This window comes from Proteiniclasticum sp. (genome assembly GCF_032054185.1).
Classification (GTDB): domain Bacteria; phylum Bacillota; class Clostridia; order Clostridiales; family Clostridiaceae; genus Proteiniclasticum.
The window spans coordinates 46,559-72,863 of the sequence record NZ_DAMBTF010000007.1 but is presented as its reverse complement, the minus strand read 5'-3'; the positions used below and the strand labels follow the sequence as shown (position 1 = coordinate 72,863).

The following is a 26,305-nucleotide window of genomic DNA, read 5'->3' as shown; positions in this document are numbered from 1 at the left end:
CCATTTTACAAAAGAAAAAATATAAACAGGATGTGAGAACACCCGATGGAATTGGGACATCTTAGTATGAAGATGAAAGAAGAGGAAAACAGAGACATGCAGAAAGAAAACTTTTATACCCGGCTGGATAAGAGAGAGAAATTTATCCTGAATGCCGTATTCTATGTATTTTTCGTCAACGGAATATTTGCCATGATCATGGGCTCTTTACTGCCGCTCATCAGCCGGGAGTATAACCTGTCCGACACCATGAGCGGATCGCTGATCTCCATGCACTCTCTTGGAAACCTGATATCAGGATTTGTGGCGGGTGTGCTGCCTCTATACATCGGCAGAAAAAGATCCATTGTCATGCTCAGCTCATTTGTCACCATAGGATTTATCCTCATGATTATAACGGGCAATCCCTTTATTCTACTTCTTGCTTTCCTCTTTACGGGGATCAGCAGAGGAAGTGTCAGCAACTTCAACAACACCATGGTCAACGAGGTATCGGACAGCAGTCCTTCCGCCCTCAGTTTTCTCCATAGTGTATTTGCGGTGGGTGCCATCATCGCACCGATACTGGTCATATTCTCCACAAGGATCGCAGGAGACAACGGCTGGAAACTAAGTGCCATCATCATCATCATCATGACAAGCCTCTCCATATTCATGTTCTCCAGAATGGACATGAAGGAAAAAGTGAAAGCCAAGGCCGGCAGGAAGGGCTATGAGTTCCTGAAATCGGAAGTGTTCTGGATCAACGCGGGCATCCTCTTCTTCTATCTGGCAGGAGAATCCACCATCAACGGATGGATCGTCAAGTACTTTGTAGATGCAGAGATCATGACCATAGGCTATGCGCAGCTTCTGGCTTCCATCCTGTGGGTTGCCATTCTCGTCGGAAGAATCACTGTGAGCGTCTACGGCGACAGGGTGAGAAAGGATACCATCCTCATCGTCACCACAAGCGGAACAGTGCTTTTCTATCTTCTGCTTCTTTCAACGACAAACGTGACCGTAATCACCATCGCCATCATCGGTATCGGACTTTCCATGGCAGGAATCTATCCGACTACGGTTTCAAAAGTCGGGAAAACCATCAAGGATTACCCCATGGCCATGGGTGTGCTTCTCGTACTGGGCGGAGTCGGAGCCATCGTCATGCCGATTCTTACGGGTGCCCTTTCCGATGCACTCGGTATTTTTGCCGGAATGAGCGCCATCGTTGTGGTCCTCATCCTCATGATGACTTTTGTGATTCTTTCGATCATACAGGGAAAGAGAGAAGCGAAGGTTTCGTAATAAGAAGAGATAAGCAAGAACAGTTGAGCAGCAGCCTTTACAGAATGTTTCAGGAATTGTCATAGTGGAGCTCCACCTCTATGGTATATTCTGAACAATGAAATGTTTAAAGGAGGCGCAATATGTCAGTAATCAAAGTTATCGAAATACTTGCCGAGTCAAAGGAAGGATGGGAAGCTGCGACGAAAGAAGCAGTCAGGGAAGCATCCAAATCTGTCAAGAACATCAAGAGTGTCTATGTCAAAGACATGCAGGCCATCGTTGAAGGCGGAGAGATCGTCAACTACAGAGTGAACGTGAAGATCTCCTTCAAAGTGGACTTCAGTGAGGAAAGCTCGAAGTAACAGACCTGAATAGAGAACACACAAAAACCGCTCGAGGGCGGTTTTTAGTTTGGAGAAAAACAGTTAATGATGAGCATTGGATTCATGAAAGCCAGAAGGCAGAGAAAATTACCGATAAATTGAAACGAAATATACTCTATATGATTCATGTTTCCTTCATACTCAGTTTTTCTTTGTTTAGATATTAACGTTTTCTTTTTTTCACCGATATCATATATGGTCCGAAATTTTATTTTTAAGGGCCATGAAGACAGATATAATTTTTCCACACTTACGCGACAATGAAATTGTGCAGTAGAGGATGTGAGCGGGACTTGATTAAGAAGGTCTTTCCTTACGGGGACAAAGAGGGAATGACCGGATATCCATAAAGATACAGTTTAAAAGACAAGAGAATGATAACTGGATAATATGGCTTTAGGCCATTTGTGAGAGTATGTCTCCAGATCAAAACGGGAAAGAGGGAAAAAGATGAAAATCAGAACCAAACTAATTTTAAGCTTCACGGCACTTATCACCGCCATTGCACTGACCATGGGGATTGTTTCAACCATGACGGCATCAGAAATCCTGAAAGAGCAGGCTGAAATGGATCTGTCCTATAAAACCATAGAAGGGGCAAAGCTCATAAACAGCGAAATGCACACCCAGAGACTTTCTCTAGAGGTACTGGCAGAGCTGGATGAAATGAAGGCCATGGGCCTTGAAGCACAGTCCAACCTCATCAAGAGACAGCTCGACAAGCTTGAATTTGAAGATGTATCCATCATCAGACCCGACCGTACACTGAATTATGTCAATGGGTCAGTGGTCAAGCTTCCAGCTGACGACAGAGTGATGGATATATTTGACGGCGAAAAGGTGAGCTACTTTGGGATAAGCCCAGCCACAAACGAAACAGTTCTTGTCTATGCTACACCGATTATGGTCAATACAAGAGTTGTAGGCGGGCTTCTTGGCAGATATCCAGGTGAAGCGCTGAGCGTGCTCACTGATGGAATCAGATACGGAAAGACAGGCTATGCCTACATCATAAACAGTGAAGGTACCGTCATTGCCCACAAGGACCGGGCGAAAGTGAATGATCAGGCCAATCCTATAAAACTTGCGGAAACAGATCCCAAGCAGAAGTCTGCAGCAGATCTTTTTACAAAGATGCTCACGAACAAGGTTGGAGTGGATACCTACGAGATGAACGGAGAAACCCTCTATGCTGCATATTCACCTATTGAAGATACAGACTGGATTCTTGTTGTCACTGCAACGGAAAGCGAAGTCACAGGAGCAGCAGCTGCTCTACAGAGAAACATGATGATCGTAGCGCTCCTTGCCATATTCATCGGCATGATCGTAACCTACATCTTAGGTTCAAGAATCGTAAAACCCATCAGTCAGGTGGTTGAAAAAGCGAAGATACTGGCAGATCTTGATCTTCGTGAAAATCTCTCTGCAAAAGCACTATCATCAAAAGATGAAATGGGAGACATCTCAAGGGCTCTTCAGTCCATCATCGACAGCTTCCGGCAGATCATATCGAAGGTAAGCCTTTCCTCCGAAGAGGTGGCGGCGTCCTCCAAGCAGCTTATGGCGAGCGCTGAGCAGTCTGCACTGACAGCTGAAGAAGTATCCAAAACTGTAGAAGAAATCGCAAGGGGAGCTTCAGAGCAGGCTTCAAACACCGAAGACGGTTCAACCAAGGCTGCATCCCTAGGTGAAAGCATTGAGACCAACAACAAGTTCCTGATTCAGCTGAGTGAATCTTCAGTTCAGGTTTCCGAGATCGTGGAATACGGTATGAACGAAATGGAAAAGCTCATGGAGATTACGAAGGAAAGTACTGCATCAGTTAAAGAAATTGCAGACATCATCGAGCTGACCAATAGGAGTGCAGGAAATATCGGACAGGCAAGTGCCATGATTTCAAGCATCGCAGACCAGACAAATCTTCTTGCGCTGAATGCTGCCATTGAAGCGGCAAGAGCAGGCGAAGCAGGCAGAGGGTTTGCAGTCGTTGCCGAGGAAATCAGAAAGCTTGCAGAGCAGTCTGCAACCTCTACAAAAGCCATCGACAAGACAGTTTCGGAGCTTCAGAAAAATGCTCTGGATGCAGTCAAGACCATGGAAAGAGTAGTGAGCATAACAGGCGAGCAGTCAAGTACAGTATCCTCAAGCAAGGATATGTACAGCGCAATAGAATCTGCAACGAAGTTTTCCATAGAATATACCGATCATCTCAATGAGACCGGCAAGGTCATGATGAAGATGAAGGAATCCATACTGGATGCCCTTCAGAACCTGACCGCCATCTCAGAGGAAAACTCCGCATCCACAGAAGAAGCGTCCGCTTCCATGCAGGAACAGTCTGCATCCATTCAGCAGATTGCCGGAGCATCCGAAAACCTTGCCAGGCTTTCAGATGAGCTGAGAGAAGTCATCAGACAGTTTAATATCGCATAGAAAGAAAATCCCATGGCCGTTATAAAGCCATGGGATTTTTGTTATGATGGATACATCAGCGGTATACCTGCAGAATCCTGGTGATGCCGTTAATCAGTGAGATGAGGAGAGTAAAGGGAATGATTTAACACAGCATGAAGATGGATACATGGGAAAAAATGAGAAATGAGGAATATTTCGGACAGGAGCAGATCGAATCCGAGGGGGTTATCCATGAAGATGGAGATATTCTACGATTCCCATGAACTTATCCTGAACAGTGAGAAGATAAGCTGGGTCAGAATGTAGAACCTCATAAAGTCCGATGACCCTTCATCATTAAAGGTGCTGACACAGATTGAAATCTATTGCAGATAACAAAAAAAGGAATCTCGAAATTTTTTAGGATTCCTTTTTTGGCTCTGTTTGTGAATTTCGATGAAATTCAGGCTTTGTAAAAGGGATTCAGCTGAATCACTTTCTTGACCAATATAGAAGGGCCATAATGACAGAAATAAAATTCAAATTATCCAAGAGAAACTTTAAATGTAAATTACATCACTTTGAAATTAAATCAGTATATTAAATGTACGGATTACATTATCAATTGTCACAAAAAACATTAAAATCATCAAAAAAACAAAGAATAAAATCTGTATTTTCTCTATCAGTGTTCTTTTAATCTTTTCTTGTAATGTGCCTTTAATCAGCATTATCCCCTTTAATACTATATAAATACATGCGAATATCAGAATGAATCTGTATGTAATGTCTACAGAAGGAATGTTCATGATTTTCGAATTGTTGCTTAAAGCCTGAATGATAATAAGCAAAACACTATATATCAGAACGGATAGAGGACTTCTTTCTTTTTTATCAAATAAGCTAGCCATTATATACACTCCCATGAAATCATATGAATCAGATATTGTAATAAAATATAAACTCTACATATTTAATTATACTAAATTTTCAAACGACATTCAATTGAAAATACAGATTTCAAACAGAGCCTTTTTTAATGTCATTATATAAGCGTCAGTTTCAGACTGTCTCTTTAAGAATATCTAGATTTCGTGAAGCTGTCTGGTTCAGTATATATGTGAAAAGATGAAATGAGCCTATCCGAAAGACAATGAAATAGAACGAAAAAATAACAGATTCCTTTTTGAGGAGCTGTTATTTTTCGTTATGTCTGAATTTAATCTCTGATGAATCTCTGATGTACTCTGAACTGGATATTTCGGTCTACGCTTCGTATTCCTTCTCAAACACCTTTGTGCTTCTTACAGTATCGATAGGTCTTACGAGCTTCTCGATCTCTTCTCTCTGCTCTTCAAAGTATGGTGGAAGAGAAAGCTTTTCGCCGAGGGTCTCATATGGCTCATCACCCATGAAGCCTGGTCCGTCTGTAGCAAGCTCAAAGAGGATGCCCTGGGAGACCTTGGCGTAGAGTGAGGCAAAGTAGTATCTTTCCACAAAGCCTGAATTTCTGAGACCGAAGGACTGGTATCTTTCGATCCACTCGTTCAGTTCCTTCTTGTCTTCCACTCTGAAAGCCACGTGATGGACTGTGCCATAGCCCTGTCTTCCTGCAGGAAGATCCTTGTTTTCCTCCACGATGACTGAGCCGCCGTTTCCGCCTTCGCCCATCTCAAAGAGGTGATAGTTTCCTTCCTGCGCGGTCTCTTCCATCTGATACACTTTTTCAAGAACCGACTTGAAGTAGGTGAAATCTGATATGGTCAGACCGATGGGTCCCAGTCCTGTGATGGCAAATTCATTCGGGATGGGCCCTTTCTGCCATGGAATCCCTGAAGGAACACCCTTGTTCTTCTCATCGGAGATCATCTGATATCTCTGATCGTCAAAGTCCACAAAGGAAAGGGTCTTCTTTCCGAACTGCTCGCTGATGCCTTCATGCTTTACCTTCAGACGGTCAAATCTCTTCACCCAGTAGATTAGCGCTTCATCGGAAGGAACTCTGAACGAGGTCTTTGCGATTTCATCGGTTCCGTGGGTTCCTTTAGGGATGCCAGGGAAGTCGAAGAAGGTCATGTCCGTTCCGGGACCGCCCACATCATCTGCAAAGAAGAGATGATAAGTCTGGATATCATCCTGATTGACGGTTTTCTTGACCAGTCTGAGACCCAGTGTATAGGTGAAGAACTCATAGTTCTTTTCTGCGCTGCTTGTGATGGCTGTGACGTGATGGATTCCTTTTAGTTTATTCATTGTATTATCCTCCGTTTTTTTCATTTCTCTATTTTTTTACTTTAATTCTTCTCATCGTTTAGTTTCAGTCCGGTCTGATCATTTCTGTAATCTCTCCGATACTCGCATAGCTGATTCCTGCAAGTCTCGCCATTGCACCAAGGGCAACAGGATCGATTTTGCCTTTATCGTAGATTCTTTCGTCTATATGGAATCTTACAATTCTTCCGATGATGAGATCTGCAGTGATGTCTTCACCTTCACCGAGGGGAAAGTGTTTTTCAAGAATGCACTCCATGCGCACTTTGGATTCCTCAATGCCGGGAACACCGATCATCTCGCTTTCAATTAGGGTCAGTTCTGTCCGCTCAATTTCGCTTTCATCTGGCCTGAGCGACGCCGCAGTTTCGTTGATGTCTTTCAGGTTCTCACCGTCTACACTGTGGACGACAAATTCTTTCTTCGCGAGAATGTTTCTGGCGGTGTCCTTCATCTCACCTTTCCTTCTCTGAATGGAAAGGGAGATCATCGGCGGATTGGATGATACCACGTTGAAGTAGCTGAAGGGTGCACCGTTTATGGTGCCGTCTTCCGATACGGATGTGACAAAAGCGATGGGTCTTGGGATGATGCTCCCGATGAGGAGCTTGTAGTTTTCTCTTTCGGTATTCGTTTTTGGATCAATGCTCAGCATAGGGTCACTCCTTTGTCATCCAGGACTTTCTGTCCTTAAGTTATTGCTTGAATCAAGATATCTTCTTTTCGAGATATCGGTTAAAAAATCAGACGCTTTTTGCATAGAGTCCCAGCTTTTTAAGCATCATGATCACATCTTCCTTCTCGCTCTCATCAAGCCCACCGAGAATCTTCTGGATCTGGCTGCTGTGTACGGGAAAGATCTCATCCATCATTTTTCTGCCTTCATCGGTTATGGAAGCATAAATGATTCTTCTGTCCTCTGGAGAGGGTGTTCTTAGCAGAAGATTCTTCTTTTCAAGCTTGTCCACCACATAGGTGATGCTGGAGCTTGCAATGAGGACCTTTTCTCCGATTCTCTGTATGGGCTGCTCACCTTTGTTGTAGATCAGCTCCAGAACCGCAAACTCTGTAGGGTTGAGGCCATAGGACCTGATGTCCTTTTCTATGTTCTTCTTTACAGCATCCAGTGCTCTGGTGAGCACGATAAAGAGCTTCAGTGAAAGTTCTTCATCACGCTGTTTTTTATTTTCGTTCATCATATTGATCAGTCATCCTTATTGAATATTATTTCGAATTCGAGATAATTATACCGTGATTGACATTTTCTGTCAAGTGTAAAATGAATTTTATGCAATTTAATTAACTGAATAATCCTTTTATGACTCTGCCAGTATTCCATAAGCGCTTGTTATGAAGCACGTTACAGGTCTCGATCAGCCACTATCTGTCCTATTTCCGGAGCTGTGGGGAAATATGCCGAACATAGAAAGTTTTGTGGAGATTATCCTTAATTCTCACAGAATTAAACCGATATCATTAATACTATGATAATTTGAGACAGATATTTAAGGGTAAACAGTGACTGAGGGGGAATACGATGAAATTTGAAGCGATGAACAGAGAAGAAGCCATAGATAAAGCCCTGGAATATTTTCACTGCACAGCTGAGAAGCTTAAGATAGTGGAAGTTGAAAAACCTCACAAGAAGATCATGGGTTTCAAAAAGATACCCGGTCGATACGAAATCGAAATGATGGAAGAAGAAAATGTACCGAAGAAAGCGGATGAAAATCAGAACGGAACCATCGAAATCCGATCTGGAGAGATGACCATCACAAATCCCCAGGGACGTGGAGTGGATGCATCAGTATTTCTTAATCATCCCCAGGTGATCATGACTGTAAACGGGGAAGCAAGATCAGGCACTCAGACCTTAAGAGCCGAAGATGACGTAAGCTTTGCCTTTGAAGACATCAGGCCGAAAAGACACCTTACCGTAGACTTTTCGGAGGATCTTCTTCGTGCATATCTTAAGGTGGAACGGATAAAAGGGATACGCTACAGCCTTAAAGATCTGGAAAAGACCTTCAGGGCTCAGATTTCTCCCCATGAAGAGGAGATTGAAACGGATCCTTTAACTGAAGAGGAGTGCATCAAGGTGCTTATGGATTTTGGTGTGCTGCCTGAATTCATCGACAGGGAGAGTCTGAAGAAAGCATGTAATGCAAAAGACACCATACGCGTTGTGGCAGCTGCAGGGAAGGCTCCTGTAGAGAGCAGACAGACGGAAATCAGGTACTGCGATGAGATCTTTGTGAAAGACATCCTGAGAGGACTTGAGCCTGTGATTTCCACCGGAAGCCTGCTGGCAGAGAAGCTTTCTGAAGCGGTCATGGGGGTTCCCGGCATGGATGTCAAAGGAAATGAAATTAATGTGCAGAAAGTAACCGACCGAGATATTGAATCCACTGAAGGCGCTGAGATGAGGGGAAACAGGATTTATGCCCTTCGGGATGGAAGGCCCTATCTTAAAAACGGACAGGTCGGGGTTCTTCCACTTCTGACCGTTGTAGGAGACCTTGATAAGGACACGGAAGACATCGATTTTGACGGCGATGTTGTGGTCAAAGGAAATGTCCAGGACAATATGGTCATCAAAGCTTCAGGAAACATCTCCATAATCGGCTCGGTGTATCACTCGGAAATCAATGCCCATCAGAATGTGGAAATTCAGGGAAAGATCATCGGAGGAAGAATTCATGCAGGGGACGAGAACAGTGCGTTCAATCTTCTGCTCACCATCATCGAGAAGATGATCGTCGTCACGGAAGAAATCTTCTCCGGACTTCATATGACGGAAGGACGAGGCGTCCAGGGGATCATGGACAGCATCCATGAAGGAAAGGAAAAGATCGGTCTCAACCTGGATGAAATGGACAGAATCAGAAGTCTCTTCAACGAGAAGCAGAAGGAAACCATAGACAGACTGAAAAGATCCTTCGCCCACTGTTTCAAGGAAATCAGGCTTCTTCATAAAGAGGGGTTCATTGAACTCAATGACCTCTATGAGATGCTGAAGAACATGGCCGAGTCCATGAAACTTGAGCTTCAGGACCAGAGGGTCATAAAGCTCGTCTATGCGCAGAATGCCACCATCACTTCAAGCGGTGACATCATCATTACAGGTGAAGGCAGCTATCAGGCGAAGCTCAGTGCAGGAAACGAGATCCGATACGAGCGGCCGGGAAATGTCGTCATCGGTGGGACGCTCATCGCAGGGAAGTTCATCCGTGCAGGCGTCATCGGTACACCCAGCGAGATCGAGACCTTCTGCAAGGTGATGGATGAGGAAGGCGATATTCTGGGCAGATTCCATAAGGGTACGACCCTCATGATCAAAGACAGGATCAGGGAATATATGGCTATAGTTTAGAAAAAAATTGGAGGAACAGTTATGACCGGTAAAAAAGGCTTATTCTACATTCTTACAGCACTTCTTGTACTCATCGTACAGGTGGGGGGATATCTTCTTGAGCTTGAATGGATCGGAGTGGCGGCAGCGTCTCTTCTTCTCATCGCAGGGGTCATCCTTCTTGACCATTTTCTGAGAAGGGACAAGGGCGAATCATATTCAGCTGCAGCTTCAAAGACTGAAGATATCAATGATCTGGATGAGGCGCTTTTTGGCATCGCAGAAGACATGGGCTTTGACTCCCAGCAGCTTCTGTGGCTGTCGAAGGACAATATCAACACCTTCAACACTCTTGCAAAGATCTCCTATGAGATCGAAAACTACAGCGAACAGAACGCCGCAAGTTCAGAAGAAATCAATGCCAGTGTCAACGAACTGGTGGCTACAACGAGTGATCTCAACTCTTCGGTGATCGAGATCGAGAAACACTCCGAAACTTCCATCGACATGCTTCATATGAACAAAGAGACCATCGACAGCATAAGCGTCTTTATCCGCGGACTGTCGGATCTCATCAAGGTGGCAGAGGACAACAATGTGGAACTTCAGAGCTCTTCCAACAAGATCAATGAGATCGTGGACTACATCAGAAAGATCTCCAGCCAGACAAACCTTCTGGCGCTCAATGCAGCCATTGAAGCGGCAAGAGCCGGAGAAGCGGGAAGAGGCTTTGCCGTTGTCGCCAGTGAAATCAGAAAACTAGCCGAGCAGACCGACGAGGCCATCACGGTCATCGAAGAGGTTATCAAGGGCATCCTCACAAAGATCACCGCTTCCAACAAGGCCATGGGACAGATCGGTGACAAGATGGATGAAACGGATCAGGTGGTCAAGGAATCCTCAGCGGTCATCCATGAAATCGGAAAGGTGCTGGGCGATGTCCGTGCTAATATCGGAGAGCTCACGAAAGTATCCTCAGCTCAGAAACAGACCACACTGGAAATTGAAAAAGCTGTGGAAGATGTCACAATGGCTGTGGAAGAAACCCACAACATCACCACAAAATCCATAACCCTTGTGGAAACCCAGAACAGAAAGAACGAGGAGATGCTGAGCTATTCCAGAAGAATCAGCGAAGTGGCGGAAAGGCTCCAGAAGGAAGCGGTCAATCTCAAGAAGGACAATGAGATCATATTCGGGGTCAATCCGTTCATCTCCCCGATGCAGATCAGAAAAATGTATGTACCGATTCTTGAACGTGTGGCTAAGACCATGAACAAGAAAGCCAGAACCATCATCGTCAAAAGCTATGAAGCTTTAAGTGAAGGGGTGGAGAATAATGTCATCGACATCGGATGGTTTTCCCCATTTGCCTATGTCAACGCCCACGACAAGTGCAGCGCCATCCCTGTGGTCACGCCCAAGGTCAGCGGCAAGGCTTCCTACAACGGATACATCATCGCAAGAAAAGACGGCAGCGTGAAGAACATGAATGATCTCAAGGGAAAGAAGTTCGGATATGTGGATGCAAGCAGCGCATCAGGATATCTTTATGCCAGAGACAGCATGAAAAAATCAAAACTAGATCCGGACAGAATCTTCAGCAAGGTGGACTTCCTCGGTAATCATGACAATGTCATCGAAGCTGTTCTATCAGGAGAAGTGGATGCAGGTGCTACCTACAATGAGGCATTTGATGCAGCTAAGTTCAAAGGACTTGATGTGGAGAGTCTAGTGATCATTTCAAAGACAGAGGACATTCCGAAGGATGTTCTGGCTGCGAGAAAGGATCTGCCGGTTGAGCTCATCGATGCGCTCAAAACGGCTTTTATCAGCTTTGATGATTACGAAGGAATCGAAACCAAAGTTCAGGGATTCATCGAAAGTCATGATCACCATTACGACGTGATCAGAAATCTGAACAGCTAGTCGGATTCAGTATCAGATCAAGTAATTGAACAAGACACAATAATGTAAGCCTCCAGAAGAATCAGACGTTCTTCTGGAGGCTTACATTCTGCTTTAAGTGATCTTTTCCATCTCTTAGTCAATGTCTTTGAATGGGTAGTAGGGTGTACCTGAATCTTTTCTAAAGTAGGCCAGATCTTCTGCTTTCCAGCTGGTGGTTTTCAGTGCTGTCCGGTTCTGGTCAGGAAGGGGATATAATTCATTTTCATCGAATGTTTCTTCCTCTTTATACAAATTGCCGTTCTCTAAATCATATCTGTAGAAGTAGTCATCAACAGTTTTTTCATGAGAGTAGCCAAAGAGATAAATTGACTTTTCGTCTTTGCTTAACCTGGCATCAGCGAAAAAATCTTCTCCAAAGGCTTTTGTTTCATCCAGGTCAAAAGCTGAAATCAGTTTGTCTTCATCCAGACTGTAGATAAAAAAACCGAATGATGTGGTGATTCCGACCTTATCCTCAGTCTCATAGAACAGATTGCCGATTTCTGACCGATACTCTGCCAGGTCATATTGGGGCTCAGTCAGGAGATCGTTGTAATCTCTGTTGTTGCAGCCTGTAACCGTCAATGCAAAGGCGGACAGGATTATGGCAAGCATCATCTTTTTCATTTTTACCTCCAGAAGTAGTGTTTATTTTCGATAAGGAAATACTCTAAAATGTACTTCATCTGACATACTATTTACTGAAGTCTGTACCTGCTTTATCAAGAGGGAGAATTCTCAGTACAATCTTTCCTTCAATATGATCGAAGGAGATACTGCCGAAACTTCTGCTGTCATTGCTTTTATCGGGATATCTGTTGTCTCCCATGACAAAGAGTTCATTCTCCGAGACCAGATAGTCTCTTCCATATAGCAGGGGCTGTGTATAGATATTTTTGTCGATATATGGCTCTTCGATTTTCATCTCGTTTACATAAAGTTCCCCGTCTGTAATGTTGATTGTCTCTCCCGGAAGTCCGATGACTCTTTTGATGAAAACCCGATCATCATCTTCCAGTGGAGATTCGAATATGATGAGATCGCCTCTTTTGTATTCTTCAGTTTTAAGGAAGGTCTCATATTTTTTTACGATCAGTCTGTCGCTGTCTTCAAGTGTCGGATTCATGGAGTCTCCTTGTACGACTGCCGTATTGAAAACAAAAGTCGTCACAAACATCGTGGTTGCTATTGCGATACCAATCGATTTAATCCAATCTATGACATTGTTTCTGATTTGCCTTTTTCTTTCCTCAGACTCACTCCTCATCATAGCCTCCTTATAGTGTTTCAGATTAAACATCTTTATCGATTTCAATATTTAGCCTATATATTATCATTATACTCAATCTTACGAAAACATTCCACCTTACGGATTTTGGGAGAGAGCATATAATTTCATGGAAATATCCTGTTCTTCAGTACCTAGGAGATTAAACCTGTTTTTCATGAATTTATACTGTTTTTGTGGAAATTATTACAATCCGGAAACATAATATTTCATGCATACTATAAAATCAGGTAATTGAACCGATATAGTGAATGAACATCACTAACTAATATATAAATAAGAAAGCGGTTATAGGAAGTGTCTTAATTTGTCATTACACCACAAGGTGATATTAGCTAGAGAACTAGGGATTCTTCAAAGCCTGAGCAGGCGGAATCTCATTATAGACAGTAATGATTACAGATTGCCAATCTGACGGCTGATTATTGATATATACATATATGAAAAGGGGACACGAAAGATGAAAACCAAGAAACAAGACAGAATTCATAACTCTTCAAGAGTGAACAGCTTCACCATCAGACTGCAATGGGGAATCTTAGCCATACTCGTTCTGCAGGCTTATTTAAACTATGATTTATCCTATGCGCTGGATCTGACGATCCGGGTAGCGCCGATCATTCTCGCCATCACCATTCTCAACCGGTTCATATTCAATGAGCACCTGAAGTGTCTCATCATAGCATCCGGAGGAGCTCTTTCGGGGCTCGCGCTTATGATCGCATTCCAGGGGGAATACAAGCTGTTCTTCACGTTTTATATTTCTCTTTTAACCATCGGTCTCTACTTCAATACCCGAATGGTCATCTATTATACCGTTATACTGAATGCAGTACTTTCGGTTCTCTTCTATTTCCTCCCCACATCGATATTGCCTTCCGGCAATCTCAATGAGTTCATCTCGTTCATCGCTCTGTTTGACATCAATGCCTTCGTGCTTTATTACGTGGCAAAATGGGGAAATGAATATATCATGAGCGCAGAGGAAAAAGAGAAGGAAGCATCGGAGCTTGTAGAGAAGTTGGGTCTCATTCTGAAGACTTCAGAGGAGAGTGCACATGAACTGGATGGAGGAATCAGGCAGCTCAGTGACAACATGAAGACAATCAAGGAAGTCAGTTCATCTATCAATGCGGCTTCTCAGGAAATTGCAGCAGGAATCATGGAAGAGGCAGGAAGCATCCAGAACATTCTGGTCTCGGTGAAGGACAACGGAGATAAACTGGGCGAGATTAAAGAAGCATCAGATGAAATTGCAGAACGGGCGGGTCATTCTTCTGTAAAAATCACAAGAAGCCTTGAAGAGCTGAAAGACTCAACTCATCAGATGGAAAACATTCAGATTATCGTACAGGAAATCAGTCAGGATATGATTGAGCTGAATAACAAGATAGACAGCATTAATGAAATCTTCCAGGGACTGATCACCATCTCCAGTCAGACGAATCTTCTCTCTTTAAATGCAGCCATTGAAGCTGCAAGAGCAGGAGAGCACGGAAGAGGCTTTGCGGTAGTCGCTGAAGAAGTGAGAAAGCTTGCCGACATGAGCAAACAGAATGTTGATGAAGCCTCTATGCTGATTACGGAAATCACTGCAATGAAAAACAAGACAATCGGTGGGGTACATAGGGGAGAAGAAGCGACTGAAAAAGGACTGGGTCTGATGAAGCAGCTGGAAGAAAACTACAAAGATGCAGCTTCGACTTTCAACCGTGTTAATGAGCTGACGAATCTTAAATCAGATAATCTCAGGATTCTTTTTGAAACCTTCAGTGAAATGGGAAAGAGAGTTGAAAATATCGCGGTTATCTCGGAAGAGCATGCGGCTTCGATTGAAGAGATTCAGGCAACCATCGAAGAAGAAAACAGTCAGATTACAAGTATCAATTCTGCGGTGGAGTCTTTAAGTGCCATCAGCGCAAAACTTGCAGACGTCCGTATATAGTCATACAGATATGCCCTGCTGCGATGCAACGCTGCAGGGCATACCCTGTTCAGGAAACTGAGCTCAGGGTCTGATTTTTTGAAGGCGTTCAGAGAATAAAGGATTTATTGTAACATATGGAATAAAATTAAACTCTTCCATTAAAACATTTCAATAACAGTCGATATAGAAAATAAGAAATACTGTACAGGAGACAAAGTGGATGAAACAAGTAATCATATTCAACAACTGCCAGCAGAACTTCGCTCTGGAAATAGACCGGATCGAGAGAATCATCGACTATTCAAGCCCTAAGAAGCTGCCGGAAACTGCAGATTACATCCAGGGTGTGATCAAATACAATGAAAAGGTCCTGCCCATCATCGATCTCAATATGAGGCTTTATGGCACACCGGGGGAGATAAAGCCCAGCAGCAAGATCATCGTGATCCTGTGGCATAGTGCTCACCTGGGGCTCATCGTTGACGACATACTTGGCATCAAGACCATAGATGAGGAGTCATTTGAAGATTCATCCATTGGTGAAGGAAGCATCTCCAGTGAATACATCAAGGGATTCATCAAGCTTGATGAAGACATAATTATACTTATGGATACCAATAAACTCTTCAGCTTCATGCAGACAAGAGAACTGCTGGATCTGAAGGAAGAGATGCAGCTTGAAGCGTAGAATCGATAAAAGTTTGGTGGTTTGATTAATGGAAGAACAGATGAAGGTCGGAATAGCCGACTATAAGATCGGAAAAGATCCGCAGAAAATCATCACTTTAGGCCTTGGTTCATGTGTGGGCATCGCGCTGTACGATAGAGTGAAAAAAGTCGGCGGACTCAGTCATATCATGCTGCCGGACAGTACGGTTTTCAATAAGGAAGTCAAAGCGGAGAAGTTTGCGGATCTTGCCATCCCCAAGATGATCATGGAGCTCTACGGAGGGAGCATACAGACCAGAAATCTTGTGGCAAAGATCGCAGGCGGAGCAAGCATGTTCAATTTTCCCGACAAGAAGATGACATCCGATATCGGGAAAAGGAATGTTGAAGCAGTGGAGAAAATACTCCAGGATCTGGGTATCCCGATTCTTGGCAGTCATACTGGAGGGTCCATCGGAAGGACCATGATCGTGGATCTTTCGGATTTCAATGTGGACATCCGCACAGCAAGCAAAAGTATCGTTGTACTTTAAACGGAGGATAAAGGATGCAAATAAGACTCATGGTGGTGGATGATTCGGCTTTCATGAGAAAGATCGTTTCAGATGCCGCATCTAAGATAGACGGAGTCATGGTGGTCGGGACCGCAAGAAACGGACAGGACGCCATAGACAATATAGAAAGACACAGACCCGACGTGATCACCATGGACATCGAGATGCCGAAGATGAACGGTATTGATGCCTTGAAGATCATCAAGGAGAAACATCCGGGCATAGAGGTCATCATGCTGAGCTCTCACTCAAAAGAGGGAAGCACTGTGACCATGGAGGCTCTCGAGATGGGCGCACTTGATTTCATCGAGAAGTCTTCCGACAGAGGAGACACGAATTTCATCACGGAAGAGCTTGAAGAAAAGCTGAAGGTCTTCGATCTCATCTCGAAAAGTCCAAGAAAAGAAAAAAGGACAGCTGAGGACAGCATAAAGGACAGTCTTCTGCCAGCAGGAAGCTTTGATCATAAAAAGGTGAAGGCCATCGTCATCGGAGCGTCCACAGGAGGACCAAAAGTTCTCTTTGAAATCGTACGGTCCCTTCCAAAGGAACTTAACCTTCCGGTTTTCATCGTTCAGCATATGCCCAAAGGATTTACGAAGTCTTTTGCGGAAAGACTGGACAGCGAATGTGCCTTGAAGGTTCTGGAAGCCGAGGACAATATGGACATCAGAAGCGGTGTGGTCTATGTCGCGCCTGGAGATCACCACATGGTGATTGAAGGGACAAAGGTAAGGCTCAATCAGAAACCTAAGCTTCATGGCGTAAGACCTGCTGCAGATTATCTTTTTGAGTCGGCCTCAGTGAAATACGGAAAAGGGCTTCTTGCAGTGATCCTCACCGGAATGGGCAAGGATGGCGCTTCAGGAATGATCTCCATTAAGGATGAAGGCGGATATAATCTTGCACAGAACAAGGAAACCTGCGTAGTCTACGGTATGCCCGGTTTTGCCGTTTCCTCAGGCGTTGTCGATGAGATTCTCACACCGGAAGAAATCTCGGAACATATTCTAAAGATTGTGAAGGTGAAAAATGGAACTTGAATTTGATATTTTCAAAGCATGGGTAAAAGACAGACTTAAGATGGATCTTGATTCCTATAAGGAGAAACAGCTGCATAGGAGAATCACAAGTGTCATGACCAGTGCAGGGTGCAGCGACCTTAAGGAATACGCTGCCCTTATCGAGAAGGACAGCCATGTCAGGCGTGTGTTTCTGGACTACATCACCATCAATGTCACGGAGTTTTACAGAAACAAAGAAATCTTCGATGAATTCGAAGCGGCGGTAAATGATGTGCTTGTACCGAGATTCAATAGTCTTAAGATCTGGAGCGCGGCATGCTCCATAGGAGCAGAGCCCTATTCTGTGGCGATGATCATGGAAAAGCATAAGATCAGAAATGCAAAGATCATTGCAACGGATATCGATGATACCATCCTTGTAAAAGCCAAGGAAGGCAAGTACAAGGATTCAGAGCTCAAGAATGTGGAAGCCAAGGAGCTTGAACAGTACTTTCACCGCTCGGGTAATGACTACCTCATTACCGATGCCATCAAAAGCCGTGTGCAGTTCAAGAAGCATGATCTTCTTCTTGACCGGTATGAAAAGAACTTTCATGCGGTCATCTGCAGAAATGTGACCATTTATTTCAAAAATGAAGCAAAGAATGAAGTATACAGAAAAATCAGCGAATCATTAGAAAAGGGTGGCATCTTCTTTACCGGTGCGACAGAAGCCATATATAACCCGGCCAGTTTCGGGTTCAGGAAGCTTTCCACCTTTTTGTATGAGAAAGTCTAAGGAGGACATTTTTCATGGACGATATACAAAAATATAGGGATCTGTTTTTTGAAGAGACAGATGAATACCTGCAGAGCCTGAATGAGAATCTTCTGATCCTTGAGCGGGATACGGAAAGCCCCGGCATCATCGATGAGATTTTCAGATCGGCACATACTTTAAAGGGTATGGCGGCAACCATGGGTTATACCACCATGACGGAGCTGACACATAATATGGAGAATGTCCTTGAGCTTTTCAGAACCGGAAAACTTTCCGTTTCACGTGATGTCGTCAGTGTCATTTTCAAGTGCCTCGACAAGCTTTCGGAGATTGTGGAAGACTTAAGAGAAGAGCACTATCCGGATTATGATATTTCAGAGCTTCTTTCTGAGCTGATGAGCATCTCTGAAGAAGACGCGGAAGTCTTTGAAGAGATCGAAGTGAATAAGGAAAGCGAGCTTCATGACGAAATCAGCGACATCGATGCCTCAGTCATCAGGCAGGCAATGGAGAAAGGCTTCAGAGCCTACAGCATCATCGTCAAGGTCACGGCAACCTGCATGCTTAAGGGTGCAAGAGCTTACCTTGTGGTGAACAAGCTTGAGCAGGGCGGAGAAATCATACAGACCAATCCCGGTGTTGAAGACCTGGAAGAAGGAAGCTTTGACCGTATCTTCAAGCTGCTCTATCTTTCCCAGTCCATAAAGGAAGTCGTAACAGAGACGGTCGAGAATGTGGCGGAAATTGAAGATGTCATGGTTGTGGAAATCACGGAAGAAACACTACCCGACTTCTACAATATTCCTGAGAAAGAGGAAAAAGAAGAGACAAATGTTGTGGAGCTTCATGAGGCGAAGAAGGCAAAGGAAGCGGTGAAGCAGAAGAGCGATGACAAGCATGGCGTATCTGTTCACGGCAATCAGTCCATAAGAGTTGATTTAAGCAGACTGGATAATTTCATGAACCTCGTTTCAGAGCTTGTCATCTACAGAACAAGACTTGAGGAGCTCAGTACTAGGTATAAGGCGACAGAGCTTAATGAACCTCTTGAGCAGGTGGCAAGAATCACCTCTGATCTTCAAGACCTTGTTCTCAAGATCAGAATGCAGCCGGTTAATGTGGTGTTCAACCGTTTCCCGAGAATGGTAAGAGATCTTACTCAGGAGTTGGGTAAAGATATGGATCTCATCATTGAGGGTGAAGAGACGGAGCTTGACAGAACCGTTGTATCTGAACTTGGAGAGCCACTTGTACACCTCATCCGAAACGCTGCAGATCACGGAATTGAGTCCGCTGAGGAGAGAAAGGCCAAAGGAAAGAATCCTAAGGGAACCATCGAGCTTACAGCTTATCAGGAAGGAAACAAGGTCGTCATCAAGGTAAGTGACGACGGTAAGGGCATCGATCCTGAAAAAATCAGGGAAAGTGCCAAGAGAAAGGGTATTCCTACGGAAGGTCTTGGAAAGAGCGAGCTCATCCAGCTGATCTTCAATCAGGGATTCTCCACCAATACGGAAGTCACCAATATCTCCGGAAGAGGTGTGGGGATGGATGTTGTCCGTTCCAAGATCACCACTCTTGGAGGAAGCATAGAAGTGACCAGCGAGATCGATAAGGGGACAAACTTTGTCATCAAGCTGCCACTTACTCTCTCCATCATCCAGGCACTTATGGTGCATGTGGGCTCTGAGACCTTTGCGCTCCCTCTTGGGCTGATCGAGAAGGTCATCAAGGTTCAGGATGGAGACATCAAGGATTCCCATAATGGAGAGGTCTATATCTACAGAGACAAGGTCATTCCTGTAGTAAGAATCGATGAGAAGCTCTCCATCGAAAAGGAAAGAAGAAACCAGCACATCATCATGGTCCTCATCGGCGGAAAGCAGTTCGGTCTTATCGTGGACGAACTCATCGGTCAGCAGGAAATCGTCATCAAGAAGCTCAGCGGAAGCGTGGGCAAGATGGACGAATATCTGGGTGCAGCCATCCTAGGAAACGGAGACATTACCCTCATACTTGACGTGAGCAATCTCGTCAGCGGAAAGGGGGAGGACTTTGAATAGAGAAGAGTTTTCACATATCCAGCTGGATGTGATCAAAGAGCTGGCGAATATCGGCGGAGGAAATGCCGCAACAGCCATTTCTCAGATGGTCGGGAAGTTCATCAATATGAGCGTGCCCACCATAGACATCCTCGGTTATGACGAGGTGTTTTCGAAGATCATGAGCGAGGACCAGATGGTCATCGCGGTATCCATGAGGATGATCGGTGAAGGTGGAGGGAATTTTCTCTTTATCTGCACGGAAGAAAATGCGGAGAAACTGGTGAAGATGATGCTGCCTCCTGATTTTCGCCTAAGCGAGGAAATCGAGTATTCCGCAGTGTCGGAGCTTGTTAACATCGTTGTGACGTCATATCTCAATGCCTTATCAAGGCTTCTTGATATTTCGCTTTTCTCGTCGGTGCCAGCACTGACTGTGGATATGTTCGGGGCGATTCTGTCCTATGCCTATATCGAGAATGAGCAGTACGATGATCAGGTGATGATCATCAAGAATGAATTTGTCTATGATGGAGACAAGGTGGATTCCGCCTTGTACTTTATCCCAAGACCGGGGGTCTTGGACAGTCTGTTTCAAAAAATTGGAGTGTAATTGAAGGGAGATTAACCATGTCAAAGAGGATAATGATCGTAGATGATGCGATCTTCATGAGAATGAAACTGAAGGATATACTGGAAAAGAACGGATACGAGGTCGTAGCGGAAGCCCAGAACGGGGCTGATGCCATCGAGAAGTACAAGGCTGAAAGACCGGACATCGTCACCATGGACATCACCATGCCTGAGATGAACGGAATAGACGCTTTAAAGGGAATCAAGAAGATCGATGGAAGCGCAAGAGTCATCATGTGCAGCGCAATGGGTCAGCAGGCAATGGTCATGGAAGCGATTCAGGCAGGTGCACTGGACTTTATCGTGAAGCCTTTCGAGACCGACAGAGTCATCGATTCCATCGTCAAGGCGTGTAAGTAAGTTATGGAGAAGCAGATCATCGTATTCACTTTAGGTGAAAAATATTATGCAGTGAACTCGGATCAGGTTGAAGAGATCTCAAAGATGATCGATTCCACCCTTGTGCCTAACGCACCCAGGCATATTGAAGGTCTGATCAATCTAAGAGGAAATGTGATTTCTCTCGTTAATCTGTCAAAGCTTTTGCACCTCACGGAAGAAGAATGCTATAATAATATCGTTATTCTTGACCGTCAGGACGAAAAAGTGGGTATACTTGTCACAGAGGTGAAAGAAGTTCTGAAGATTAAGGAAGAGGATATAGAAAAGGTGTCCACGGAAACGAAAAGCGGTGTAGTGGGTATCATTCAGCTTGACGAAGAGCTGGTGAACTACATCGATTTGGACCGCATTATTTCGTAAAATGAGGGGATAACTTGAAACAGGTACTATCACAGCAGGAAATAGATTCACTACTCAATGCGCTGAATACTGGAGAAATCAATCCGGAAGAGATCAAAGAGGAAGAGGAGAAGAACAAGGTCAGGGCTTATGACTTCAGAAGGCCGATCAAGCTTTCCAAGGAGTATATCAATACGCTCCATATGATCTTCGAAAACTTCGCAAAGAGTTCATCTAATTTACTTTCGACCATGGTGAGGACAAACGTCAGTATGTCCCTTGGCGCAGTAGAGCAGATCAGCTTTGATGAGTTTGTCCATTCTATTCCCAATCCGACCATTATGGGTGTCTTCCACAGCGCACCGCTCAGCGGGAATCAGATCATCGAGATCAATCCGCAGTTCGGTACACAGGTGGTGGAGCTTTTATGTGGCGGTGCCCAGGCAAGGGAAAAGAAAGGACCCAAGAAAGAGAAATTTACAGATATCGAGCTTGGCATCGTGGAAGATGTCCTTGTGAACCTTCTTAAAGGCTTCAAGTCATCCTGGAGTGACATCATGGAGCTCGATCCGAAACTGGATAATCTCGAGACCAATCCGCAGCTTGTTCAGACCATGTCACCGAACGAGCCGGTGGTACTCATCAGTTTCATGGTGGATATCTTCGACGTGAAGAGCTTCATCAACATATGCATACCTTATGTCTCTTTCGAGAACATCACAGACAAGCTCAGCATAAGAAGCTGGTTTGATATGGGGAAGAGCTATGATGACAATAAATACAGGGACCAGATCGCAGAACGGCTTGAAGTGACAGATGTGGGGCTGACCGTGGAGATGGGCAAGACCATACTTACAGTCGACGATTTCCTCCATCTTGAAACTGGAGACATCGTCCAGCTGGACATGAGGACAGACCAGCCCATGAAGTTGTATGTGGAAGATAAGGTCCACTACCTGGTGCAGCCAGGTCTATATAAGGACAAGATGGCGGTACAGGTCTTACAATACGTGGAAGAGGATGTTGAGATATGAAAGAAAACTTTTTATCACAGGCAGAAGTAGACGCACTTCTGAAGAAAAGAGATGCGTCTGAAGAAACGGGACTAAGAGAAACGGATAAGGATGTCATCGGTGAAGTAGGAAACATCACCATGTCTACTGCGGCAACGACGCTTTCTTCCATAATAAACAGACGCGTTTCCATCACGACGCCAAGAGTGAGTTATATAAATTTCCAGGAAATCATAGAAGAGTGCGATATCCCGAAGATCGTTTCGAGAATCGGATTCAAGGAAGGTCTTAAGGGGAACAATCTCCTTATGATGAATGTACAGGATTCTGCCATCATCGCGGATCTTATGATGGGCGGAGACGGCTCAAATGCCAATCAGCAGCTTACTGAGCTTGAGCTCAGCGCGGTATCTGAGGCTATGAACCAGATGATCGGTTCGGCTTCAACTTCAATGGCGCAGATGCTCGGTAAGAGCATCGACATTCAGCCTCCGATTGTTGAAGTCTGGGACAACAAGGAGTCCATCGACTTCAAGCAGTTCATCAAGGAAGAATTCATCTGCAAGATCTCTTTCCATCTGTCTGTTGAAGGACTGATCGAAAGCGACATCATGCAGCTCTATACCTTAGATACAGTCAAGGAGATTGTAGCAATCATGATGGGTGAGCCTGCAAAGCCAGTGGAACCTCAAGCAGCGCCTCAGCCGAAAGAAGAGGTTTATGTGAGAAGGGAAGAGCCTAGAATGGAAGTAAGGGAAGAGCAGAGACAAAGACCTGCAGCCTATGAGGAAGAAGTGGAAGTTCAGAAACCTGTTTTTGCTCCACTTAAGGATACTTCAGAGCCCACCCAGAAGAGAAACCTTGATCTCATCATGGATGTGCCTCTTGAGTTTTCGGTTGTTCTTGGAAAGACCAAGAAGAGCATCCAGGATGTTCTTGCACTTGGTGCTGGAAGCGTAGTAGAGCTCAACAAGCTCGCGGATGAACCTCTGGAAGTCTACGTCAATGGTAAACTTATCGCTCACGGCGAAGTTGTCGTCATCAATGAGAACTTTGGGATCAGAATCACTCAGATCATGAGTAAGGAAGCCAGAGTTAAGGGACTGAATAAATAAGATTTTAAACACTCCATTTCCAACAAACTGGAAATGGAGTGTTTTTGTGATTTTATTTCTGTAATAATTCAAATTACTCCCGCTTGAAAAAAATCTCGTTATTGATTATGCATTCTAATAACAGGACTTAACTTATAAATATCTCCGATGTTCTCAATTCTAAATAATTCACTGTAAGAATAAGAGTAGATCTTAGAGGTGTTTTCACGGAAAAGAGTGCCATGATTATAAATAATTGCACTTTCAGCATGATCGATAACCTCTGCCGTTAGATACCTAGGGTATATTACCTTGCCTATTCGTACACGTATTTTTCCACTGTACAATTTGGTCCAATACCTATGTGAAAGAAGTCTATTCCTAATTGAAACTCCTGATTGCCCTAGGTATAAACTTTTTTCATATCCTTTAAAGGATATGGTGATATAGTACAGACCTTTACCAGAAGCGAGCGACGAAGCAATTGCTTCATGAATTGCCATTGGTGGATACCAAAAAATACGTACTACTTTATCCCTCATAAGCTGCCTCCTAATCGATATATTAGTTCAATTATAAATGAACATTATAAAATTAAATACTATTTTATAAATATATAATAGATTTGTTACGAGTTTTCTAAGTAGACTACTTGATGTTGTTAACCAACTGTTTTTAATTAAACTATTAACAAAACTGGTTAACATACGATACTATACAATAAGAGTAATAAAAGGGCAGGTGAAATCCATGAAAATAGATCAATTTCACAGCAATTACGTTCAGAATACGTTTAAAACCAATGATGAAAGAAAGAACGGACATGTAGACGGAAAGACAGTAGGTAAGAGTACTGTTGAAATATCCACTCAGGCTAAGGCTTTAGTTAAGAGGATCAGTGAATCTGAAGACAGCAATTTTTCCGAAAAAGTTGAGAAAATCAGAAGATCCATCCAAGAGGGAAGCTACAGCGTGGATACAGATAGGATTGCAGATAAGATACTGGAAAAGATAGACGAGCAGAGAGGATAAAAACTAATGAATGATACAAGAAAGCTTGTGGCTGCACTTAAGGATATAGTTAACATCTTAGGTGAAGAAAGGAATGTGCTCATAAAAAGCGATGCAATTGCGTTGGAGAAGATTGTTTTAAAGAAAAATGAGCTCATTTCGAAAATCAATGAAGAGAAGAAAATAGGTGTAGCAGCTGATGAAGAGGTAAGAATCCTTGGATTAGAAATCCAGAGACTACAGGAAACCAATATTCTTCTGACGAGGCAGTCTTTGGCGTATCAGGAAGAAATACTTAAAGCGCTAGCTAAAAGCAATACATCCAAGTTCAATACCTATTCAGCCAAGGGAAGTATGAGCAACGAGAAGGAAGTCAGACTGATCGATCAGTCAGTGTAGGGGTGAAATATGTCAGGATTATTTGGTACATTCAATGTTGCGGTTAAGGGGCTAAACGCGAACCAGACAGCTCTTCACACCACATCACATAATATATCCAATGCAAATACAGAAGGATTCAGTCGCCAAAGAGTAGAACTCAAGACAGATGTGCCATACAATATGGCAGGAGTTGGGCAGCTTGGAACAGGTGTCAAGCTTCAGTCTGTAGTACGTATGGTTGATGAGTTTGTCGACTATCAGATCCGAAAGGAAAGCAGTACGCTTTCTCAGTACACAGCTCAGCAGGACATCATGGGACAAATTGAAATGATTTTCAATGAACCTTCCAAAACAGGTGTCAATTTTGCCATGGGTGAAATGTTCAATTCCTGGCAGGAGCTTTCAAAAAATCCGGAAAGTCTGAATGCCAAGAGTATGGTCGTTCAGAAATCGAAGAATTTTGTCGATACACTGAATCATATGTCTTCTCAAGCACAGGAACTTAAAGGCGATGTGGTCACAAGTGTAGAAAAAAATATCTACGATACCAACTCCATTATAGATCAGCTTAATACGGTGAATGATCAGATCTTTAATATTTCAGTTAAGGGACATAGTCCTAATGATTTAATGGACTCAAGAGACCTGCTTCTTAAGAAGCTGTCTGATCTTACAGAAATCAAAGAAACATATGATTCTTATGGAAGAGCTACTATAACTATAGACGGACAGGAAGTTACCGGTAAAGGTAATGATATTAAGCTCAGCAATATCTCCGCTATCACGAAAAATGAGGATGAAACATATTCAATCCGTGTTCATGTAGGCGGCGATATGAAAAACTTCAAAGACATCTCTGTGTCCGATATCGGTGATCTTAAAGTAGGATCTCCTGTTTTCTTTAAACCTGATGGTGCAGATTCTGGTTCAATCACCAAAGCAGACATTCAGTCTGGAACGATAGGTGGAAACTTAAAAGCCATGGATGAAGTGGATGCAAGGATCAAAGAACTTGATACTTTCGCCAAAGGTTCGGCTCAGATGTTTAACGAGATTCATAATTATGATGAAGATGGTGGTACAATTGATTTCTTCACTTTCGATCAAGATCAGGAGTCAGCTCTAAATATGCGAGTAAATGAGAATCTGCTGAATGATGAGAGCCTGGTTGCAACTGGAAATACACTTAGCTCACCAGTAGGTGACGGAAGTCGTGCACTTGAAATAGCAAACCTCAGAAACAAGAAGTTTGATTTTAATACAATGCAACCTAGTCCAGCTGGTACAACTATGGAAGGTGCTTACAGTGATATCGTCATAAAAGTCGGAATCCGTGGAGAACATGCTACCAATATGGTTGATAATCAGAATGCAGTCCTTGCTCAGCTTTCAAACAGACGTGAATCTGTTTCCGGGGTATCAATCGATGAAGAGGTGACGAACCTCCTGAAGTATCAGAGAAGCTATGAAGCAAATTCAAGAGTGATTAATACACTTAACGAGATGCTGGATACTCTTATCAATAGAACGGGCGTATAAGGAGTA

Annotated in this window: 25 protein-coding genes; 19 read left to right on the top strand and 6 right to left on the bottom strand. The window is 43.7% G+C overall.

The features are described from left to right. Positions 1-66 precede the first annotated feature (66 nt). The 3 genes from RTX25_RS05650 to RTX25_RS05640 all read left to right on the top strand — a co-directional run bounded on the left by RTX25_RS05650 (position 67) and on the right by RTX25_RS05640 (position 4,088). A complete protein-coding gene (locus tag RTX25_RS05650; RefSeq protein ID WP_312651587.1) occupies positions 67-1,287 on the top strand; it encodes an MFS transporter in 1,221 nt (406 codons plus the stop codon). 122 nt (positions 1,288-1,409) lie between these two features. Next, positions 1,410-1,631: a dodecin family protein gene (locus RTX25_RS05645; protein ID WP_312651585.1), complete on the top strand. Its 222-nt coding sequence runs from the start codon at positions 1,410-1,412 to the stop codon at positions 1,629-1,631. A gap of 471 nt (positions 1,632-2,102) precedes the next feature. Beyond that, positions 2,103-4,088: a methyl-accepting chemotaxis protein gene (locus RTX25_RS05640; RefSeq protein WP_312651583.1), complete on the top strand. Its 1,986-nt coding sequence runs from the start codon at positions 2,103-2,105 to the stop codon at positions 4,086-4,088. A gap of 1,227 nt (positions 4,089-5,315) precedes the next feature. Here RTX25_RS05640 and RTX25_RS05635 read toward each other — a convergent pair. From RTX25_RS05635 to RTX25_RS05625, 3 genes are all read right to left on the bottom strand, one after another. Continuing rightward, complete coding sequence (locus tag RTX25_RS05635; protein WP_312651581.1) at positions 5,316-6,302, bottom strand: ring-cleaving dioxygenase; 987 nt, start codon at positions 6,300-6,302, stop codon at positions 5,316-5,318. 64 nt (positions 6,303-6,366) lie between these two features. Further along, positions 6,367-6,975 (bottom strand): flavin reductase family protein, encoded by a 609-nt coding sequence (locus RTX25_RS05630; protein WP_312651578.1) that lies wholly within the window; start codon positions 6,973-6,975, stop codon positions 6,367-6,369. 88 nt (positions 6,976-7,063) lie between these two features. After that, positions 7,064-7,519 (bottom strand): MarR family transcriptional regulator, encoded by a 456-nt coding sequence (locus tag RTX25_RS05625; RefSeq protein WP_312651576.1) that lies wholly within the window; start codon positions 7,517-7,519, stop codon positions 7,064-7,066. Between the two features lie 338 nt (positions 7,520-7,857). On the opposite strand from RTX25_RS05625, the gene RTX25_RS05620 reads away from it, so the two are divergent. Together RTX25_RS05620 and phnD are read left to right on the top strand one after the other, a co-directional pair. After that, positions 7,858-9,693 carry a FapA family protein gene (locus RTX25_RS05620; RefSeq protein ID WP_312651574.1) on the top strand — a complete coding sequence of 612 codons (1,836 nt, stop codon included), beginning with the start codon at positions 7,858-7,860 and terminating at the stop codon, positions 9,691-9,693. A gap of 21 nt (positions 9,694-9,714) precedes the next feature. Next, positions 9,715-11,601 carry a phosphate/phosphite/phosphonate ABC transporter substrate-binding protein gene (gene phnD / locus RTX25_RS05615; RefSeq protein ID WP_312651571.1) on the top strand — a complete coding sequence of 629 codons (1,887 nt, stop codon included), beginning with the start codon at positions 9,715-9,717 and terminating at the stop codon, positions 11,599-11,601. Positions 11,602-11,715: 114 nt separating this feature from the next. Here the strand turns inward: phnD and RTX25_RS05610 are convergent, their stop codons facing one another. Beyond that, positions 11,716-12,249, bottom strand: coding sequence for a hypothetical protein (locus RTX25_RS05610; RefSeq protein WP_312651569.1), 534 nt, complete (start codon positions 12,247-12,249; stop codon positions 11,716-11,718). 67 nt (positions 12,250-12,316) lie between these two features. Then, a complete protein-coding gene (gene lepB / locus RTX25_RS05605) occupies positions 12,317-12,889 on the bottom strand; it encodes a signal peptidase I (RefSeq protein WP_312651566.1) in 573 nt (190 codons plus the stop codon). A gap of 481 nt (positions 12,890-13,370) precedes the next feature. Here lepB and RTX25_RS05600 point away from each other — a divergent pair, with 481 nt between their 5' ends. From RTX25_RS05600 to fliY, 11 genes are all read left to right on the top strand, one after another. Continuing rightward, a complete protein-coding gene (locus RTX25_RS05600) occupies positions 13,371-14,855 on the top strand; it encodes a methyl-accepting chemotaxis protein (protein ID WP_312651564.1) in 1,485 nt (494 codons plus the stop codon). 202 nt (positions 14,856-15,057) lie between these two features. After that, entirely contained in the window at positions 15,058-15,525 is a 468-nt protein-coding gene (locus tag RTX25_RS05595; RefSeq protein ID WP_312651562.1) for a chemotaxis protein CheW, read from the top strand. A 28-nt stretch (positions 15,526-15,553) separates the two neighbouring features. After that, on the top strand, positions 15,554-16,039 hold the full coding sequence (locus RTX25_RS05590) for a chemotaxis protein CheD (RefSeq protein ID WP_312651559.1): 486 nt from the start codon (positions 15,554-15,556) through the stop codon (positions 16,037-16,039). 14 nt (positions 16,040-16,053) lie between these two features. Next, positions 16,054-17,103, top strand: a complete 1,050-nt coding sequence (locus RTX25_RS05585) for a chemotaxis response regulator protein-glutamate methylesterase (RefSeq protein WP_312651557.1) — start codon at positions 16,054-16,056, stop codon at positions 17,101-17,103. Then, complete coding sequence (locus RTX25_RS05580) at positions 17,093-17,863, top strand: protein-glutamate O-methyltransferase CheR (protein ID WP_312651555.1); 771 nt, start codon at positions 17,093-17,095, stop codon at positions 17,861-17,863. Before RTX25_RS05585 ends, RTX25_RS05580 begins: the two co-directional genes overlap by 11 nt. 14 nt (positions 17,864-17,877) lie before the next feature. Continuing rightward, entirely contained in the window at positions 17,878-19,908 is a 2,031-nt protein-coding gene (locus tag RTX25_RS05575; RefSeq protein WP_312651550.1) for a chemotaxis protein CheA, read from the top strand. Beyond that, a complete protein-coding gene (locus RTX25_RS05570; RefSeq protein ID WP_312651547.1) occupies positions 19,901-20,500 on the top strand; it encodes a chemotaxis protein CheC in 600 nt (199 codons plus the stop codon). The genes RTX25_RS05575 and RTX25_RS05570 overlap by 8 nt, the downstream gene beginning before the upstream one ends. Before the next feature lie 17 nt (positions 20,501-20,517). Continuing rightward, positions 20,518-20,880, top strand: coding sequence for a response regulator (locus tag RTX25_RS05565; protein ID WP_312651544.1), 363 nt, complete (start codon positions 20,518-20,520; stop codon positions 20,878-20,880). A gap of 3 nt (positions 20,881-20,883) precedes the next feature. Continuing rightward, complete coding sequence (locus RTX25_RS05560) at positions 20,884-21,282, top strand: chemotaxis protein CheW (RefSeq protein ID WP_312651541.1); 399 nt, start codon at positions 20,884-20,886, stop codon at positions 21,280-21,282. Between the two features lie 14 nt (positions 21,283-21,296). After that, entirely contained in the window at positions 21,297-22,295 is a 999-nt protein-coding gene (fliM, locus tag RTX25_RS05555) for a flagellar motor switch protein FliM (protein ID WP_312651538.1), read from the top strand. Next, entirely contained in the window at positions 22,292-23,389 is a 1,098-nt protein-coding gene (gene fliY / locus RTX25_RS05550; protein ID WP_312651535.1) for a flagellar motor switch phosphatase FliY, read from the top strand. Before fliM ends, fliY begins: the two co-directional genes overlap by 4 nt. 98 nt (positions 23,390-23,487) lie before the next feature. Here the strand turns inward: fliY and RTX25_RS05545 are convergent, their stop codons facing one another. Continuing rightward, positions 23,488-23,910, bottom strand: coding sequence for a hypothetical protein (locus RTX25_RS05545; RefSeq protein ID WP_312651532.1), 423 nt, complete (start codon positions 23,908-23,910; stop codon positions 23,488-23,490). A gap of 208 nt (positions 23,911-24,118) precedes the next feature. Here RTX25_RS05545 and flgM point away from each other — a divergent pair, with 208 nt between their 5' ends. Genes flgM through flgK form a run of 3 tightly spaced genes read left to right on the top strand, consistent with a single transcriptional unit; the run spans position 24,119 to position 26,299 of the window. Then, entirely contained in the window at positions 24,119-24,400 is a 282-nt protein-coding gene (gene flgM / locus RTX25_RS05540) for a flagellar biosynthesis anti-sigma factor FlgM (RefSeq protein WP_312651530.1), read from the top strand. A gap of 6 nt (positions 24,401-24,406) precedes the next feature. Then, a complete protein-coding gene (locus RTX25_RS05535; RefSeq protein ID WP_312651528.1) occupies positions 24,407-24,778 on the top strand; it encodes a hypothetical protein in 372 nt (123 codons plus the stop codon). A 9-nt stretch (positions 24,779-24,787) separates the two neighbouring features. Continuing rightward, on the top strand, positions 24,788-26,299 hold the full coding sequence (gene flgK / locus RTX25_RS05530) for a flagellar hook-associated protein FlgK (RefSeq protein WP_312651525.1): 1,512 nt from the start codon (positions 24,788-24,790) through the stop codon (positions 26,297-26,299). Positions 26,300-26,305: the final 6 nt, after the last annotated feature.

What these genes read in the sequence shown, in the direction of transcription:
- phnD (WP_312651571.1), top strand. Translation starts at nt 9,715, where the DNA reads ATGACCGGTAAAAAAGGCTTATTCTACATTCTTACAGCACTTCTTGTA.
- RTX25_RS05585 (WP_312651557.1), top strand. Translation starts at nt 16,054, where the DNA reads ATGCAAATAAGACTCATGGTGGTGGATGATTCGGCTTTCATGAGAAAG.
- RTX25_RS05600 (WP_312651564.1), top strand. Translation starts at nt 13,371, where the DNA reads ATGAAAACCAAGAAACAAGACAGAATTCATAACTCTTCAAGAGTGAAC.
- RTX25_RS05560 (WP_312651541.1), top strand. Translation starts at nt 20,884, where the DNA reads ATGGAGAAGCAGATCATCGTATTCACTTTAGGTGAAAAATATTATGCA.
- RTX25_RS05620 (WP_312651574.1), top strand. Translation starts at nt 7,858, where the DNA reads ATGAAATTTGAAGCGATGAACAGAGAAGAAGCCATAGATAAAGCCCTG.
- RTX25_RS05590 (WP_312651559.1), top strand. Translation starts at nt 15,554, where the DNA reads ATGGAAGAACAGATGAAGGTCGGAATAGCCGACTATAAGATCGGAAAA.
- RTX25_RS05545 (WP_312651532.1), bottom strand. Translation starts at nt 23,910, where the DNA reads ATGAGGGATAAAGTAGTACGTATTTTTTGGTATCCACCAATGGCAATT.
- RTX25_RS05630 (WP_312651578.1), bottom strand. Translation starts at nt 6,975, where the DNA reads ATGCTGAGCATTGATCCAAAAACGAATACCGAAAGAGAAAACTACAAG.
- lepB (WP_312651566.1), bottom strand. Translation starts at nt 12,889, where the DNA reads ATGAGGAGTGAGTCTGAGGAAAGAAAAAGGCAAATCAGAAACAATGTC.
- flgK (WP_312651525.1), top strand. Translation starts at nt 24,788, where the DNA reads ATGTCAGGATTATTTGGTACATTCAATGTTGCGGTTAAGGGGCTAAAC.
- RTX25_RS05575 (WP_312651550.1), top strand. Translation starts at nt 17,878, where the DNA reads ATGGACGATATACAAAAATATAGGGATCTGTTTTTTGAAGAGACAGAT.
- RTX25_RS05565 (WP_312651544.1), top strand. Translation starts at nt 20,518, where the DNA reads ATGTCAAAGAGGATAATGATCGTAGATGATGCGATCTTCATGAGAATG.
- RTX25_RS05650 (WP_312651587.1), top strand. Translation starts at nt 67, where the DNA reads ATGAAGATGAAAGAAGAGGAAAACAGAGACATGCAGAAAGAAAACTTT.
- RTX25_RS05640 (WP_312651583.1), top strand. Translation starts at nt 2,103, where the DNA reads ATGAAAATCAGAACCAAACTAATTTTAAGCTTCACGGCACTTATCACC.
- RTX25_RS05645 (WP_312651585.1), top strand. Translation starts at nt 1,410, where the DNA reads ATGTCAGTAATCAAAGTTATCGAAATACTTGCCGAGTCAAAGGAAGGA.
- fliY (WP_312651535.1), top strand. Translation starts at nt 22,292, where the DNA reads ATGAAAGAAAACTTTTTATCACAGGCAGAAGTAGACGCACTTCTGAAG.
- RTX25_RS05580 (WP_312651555.1), top strand. Translation starts at nt 17,093, where the DNA reads ATGGAACTTGAATTTGATATTTTCAAAGCATGGGTAAAAGACAGACTT.
- RTX25_RS05535 (WP_312651528.1), top strand. Translation starts at nt 24,407, where the DNA reads ATGAATGATACAAGAAAGCTTGTGGCTGCACTTAAGGATATAGTTAAC.
- RTX25_RS05610 (WP_312651569.1), bottom strand. Translation starts at nt 12,249, where the DNA reads ATGAAAAAGATGATGCTTGCCATAATCCTGTCCGCCTTTGCATTGACG.
- flgM (WP_312651530.1), top strand. Translation starts at nt 24,119, where the DNA reads ATGAAAATAGATCAATTTCACAGCAATTACGTTCAGAATACGTTTAAA.
- RTX25_RS05625 (WP_312651576.1), bottom strand. Translation starts at nt 7,519, where the DNA reads ATGATGAACGAAAATAAAAAACAGCGTGATGAAGAACTTTCACTGAAG.
- RTX25_RS05635 (WP_312651581.1), bottom strand. Translation starts at nt 6,302, where the DNA reads ATGAATAAACTAAAAGGAATCCATCACGTCACAGCCATCACAAGCAGC.
- RTX25_RS05595 (WP_312651562.1), top strand. Translation starts at nt 15,058, where the DNA reads ATGAAACAAGTAATCATATTCAACAACTGCCAGCAGAACTTCGCTCTG.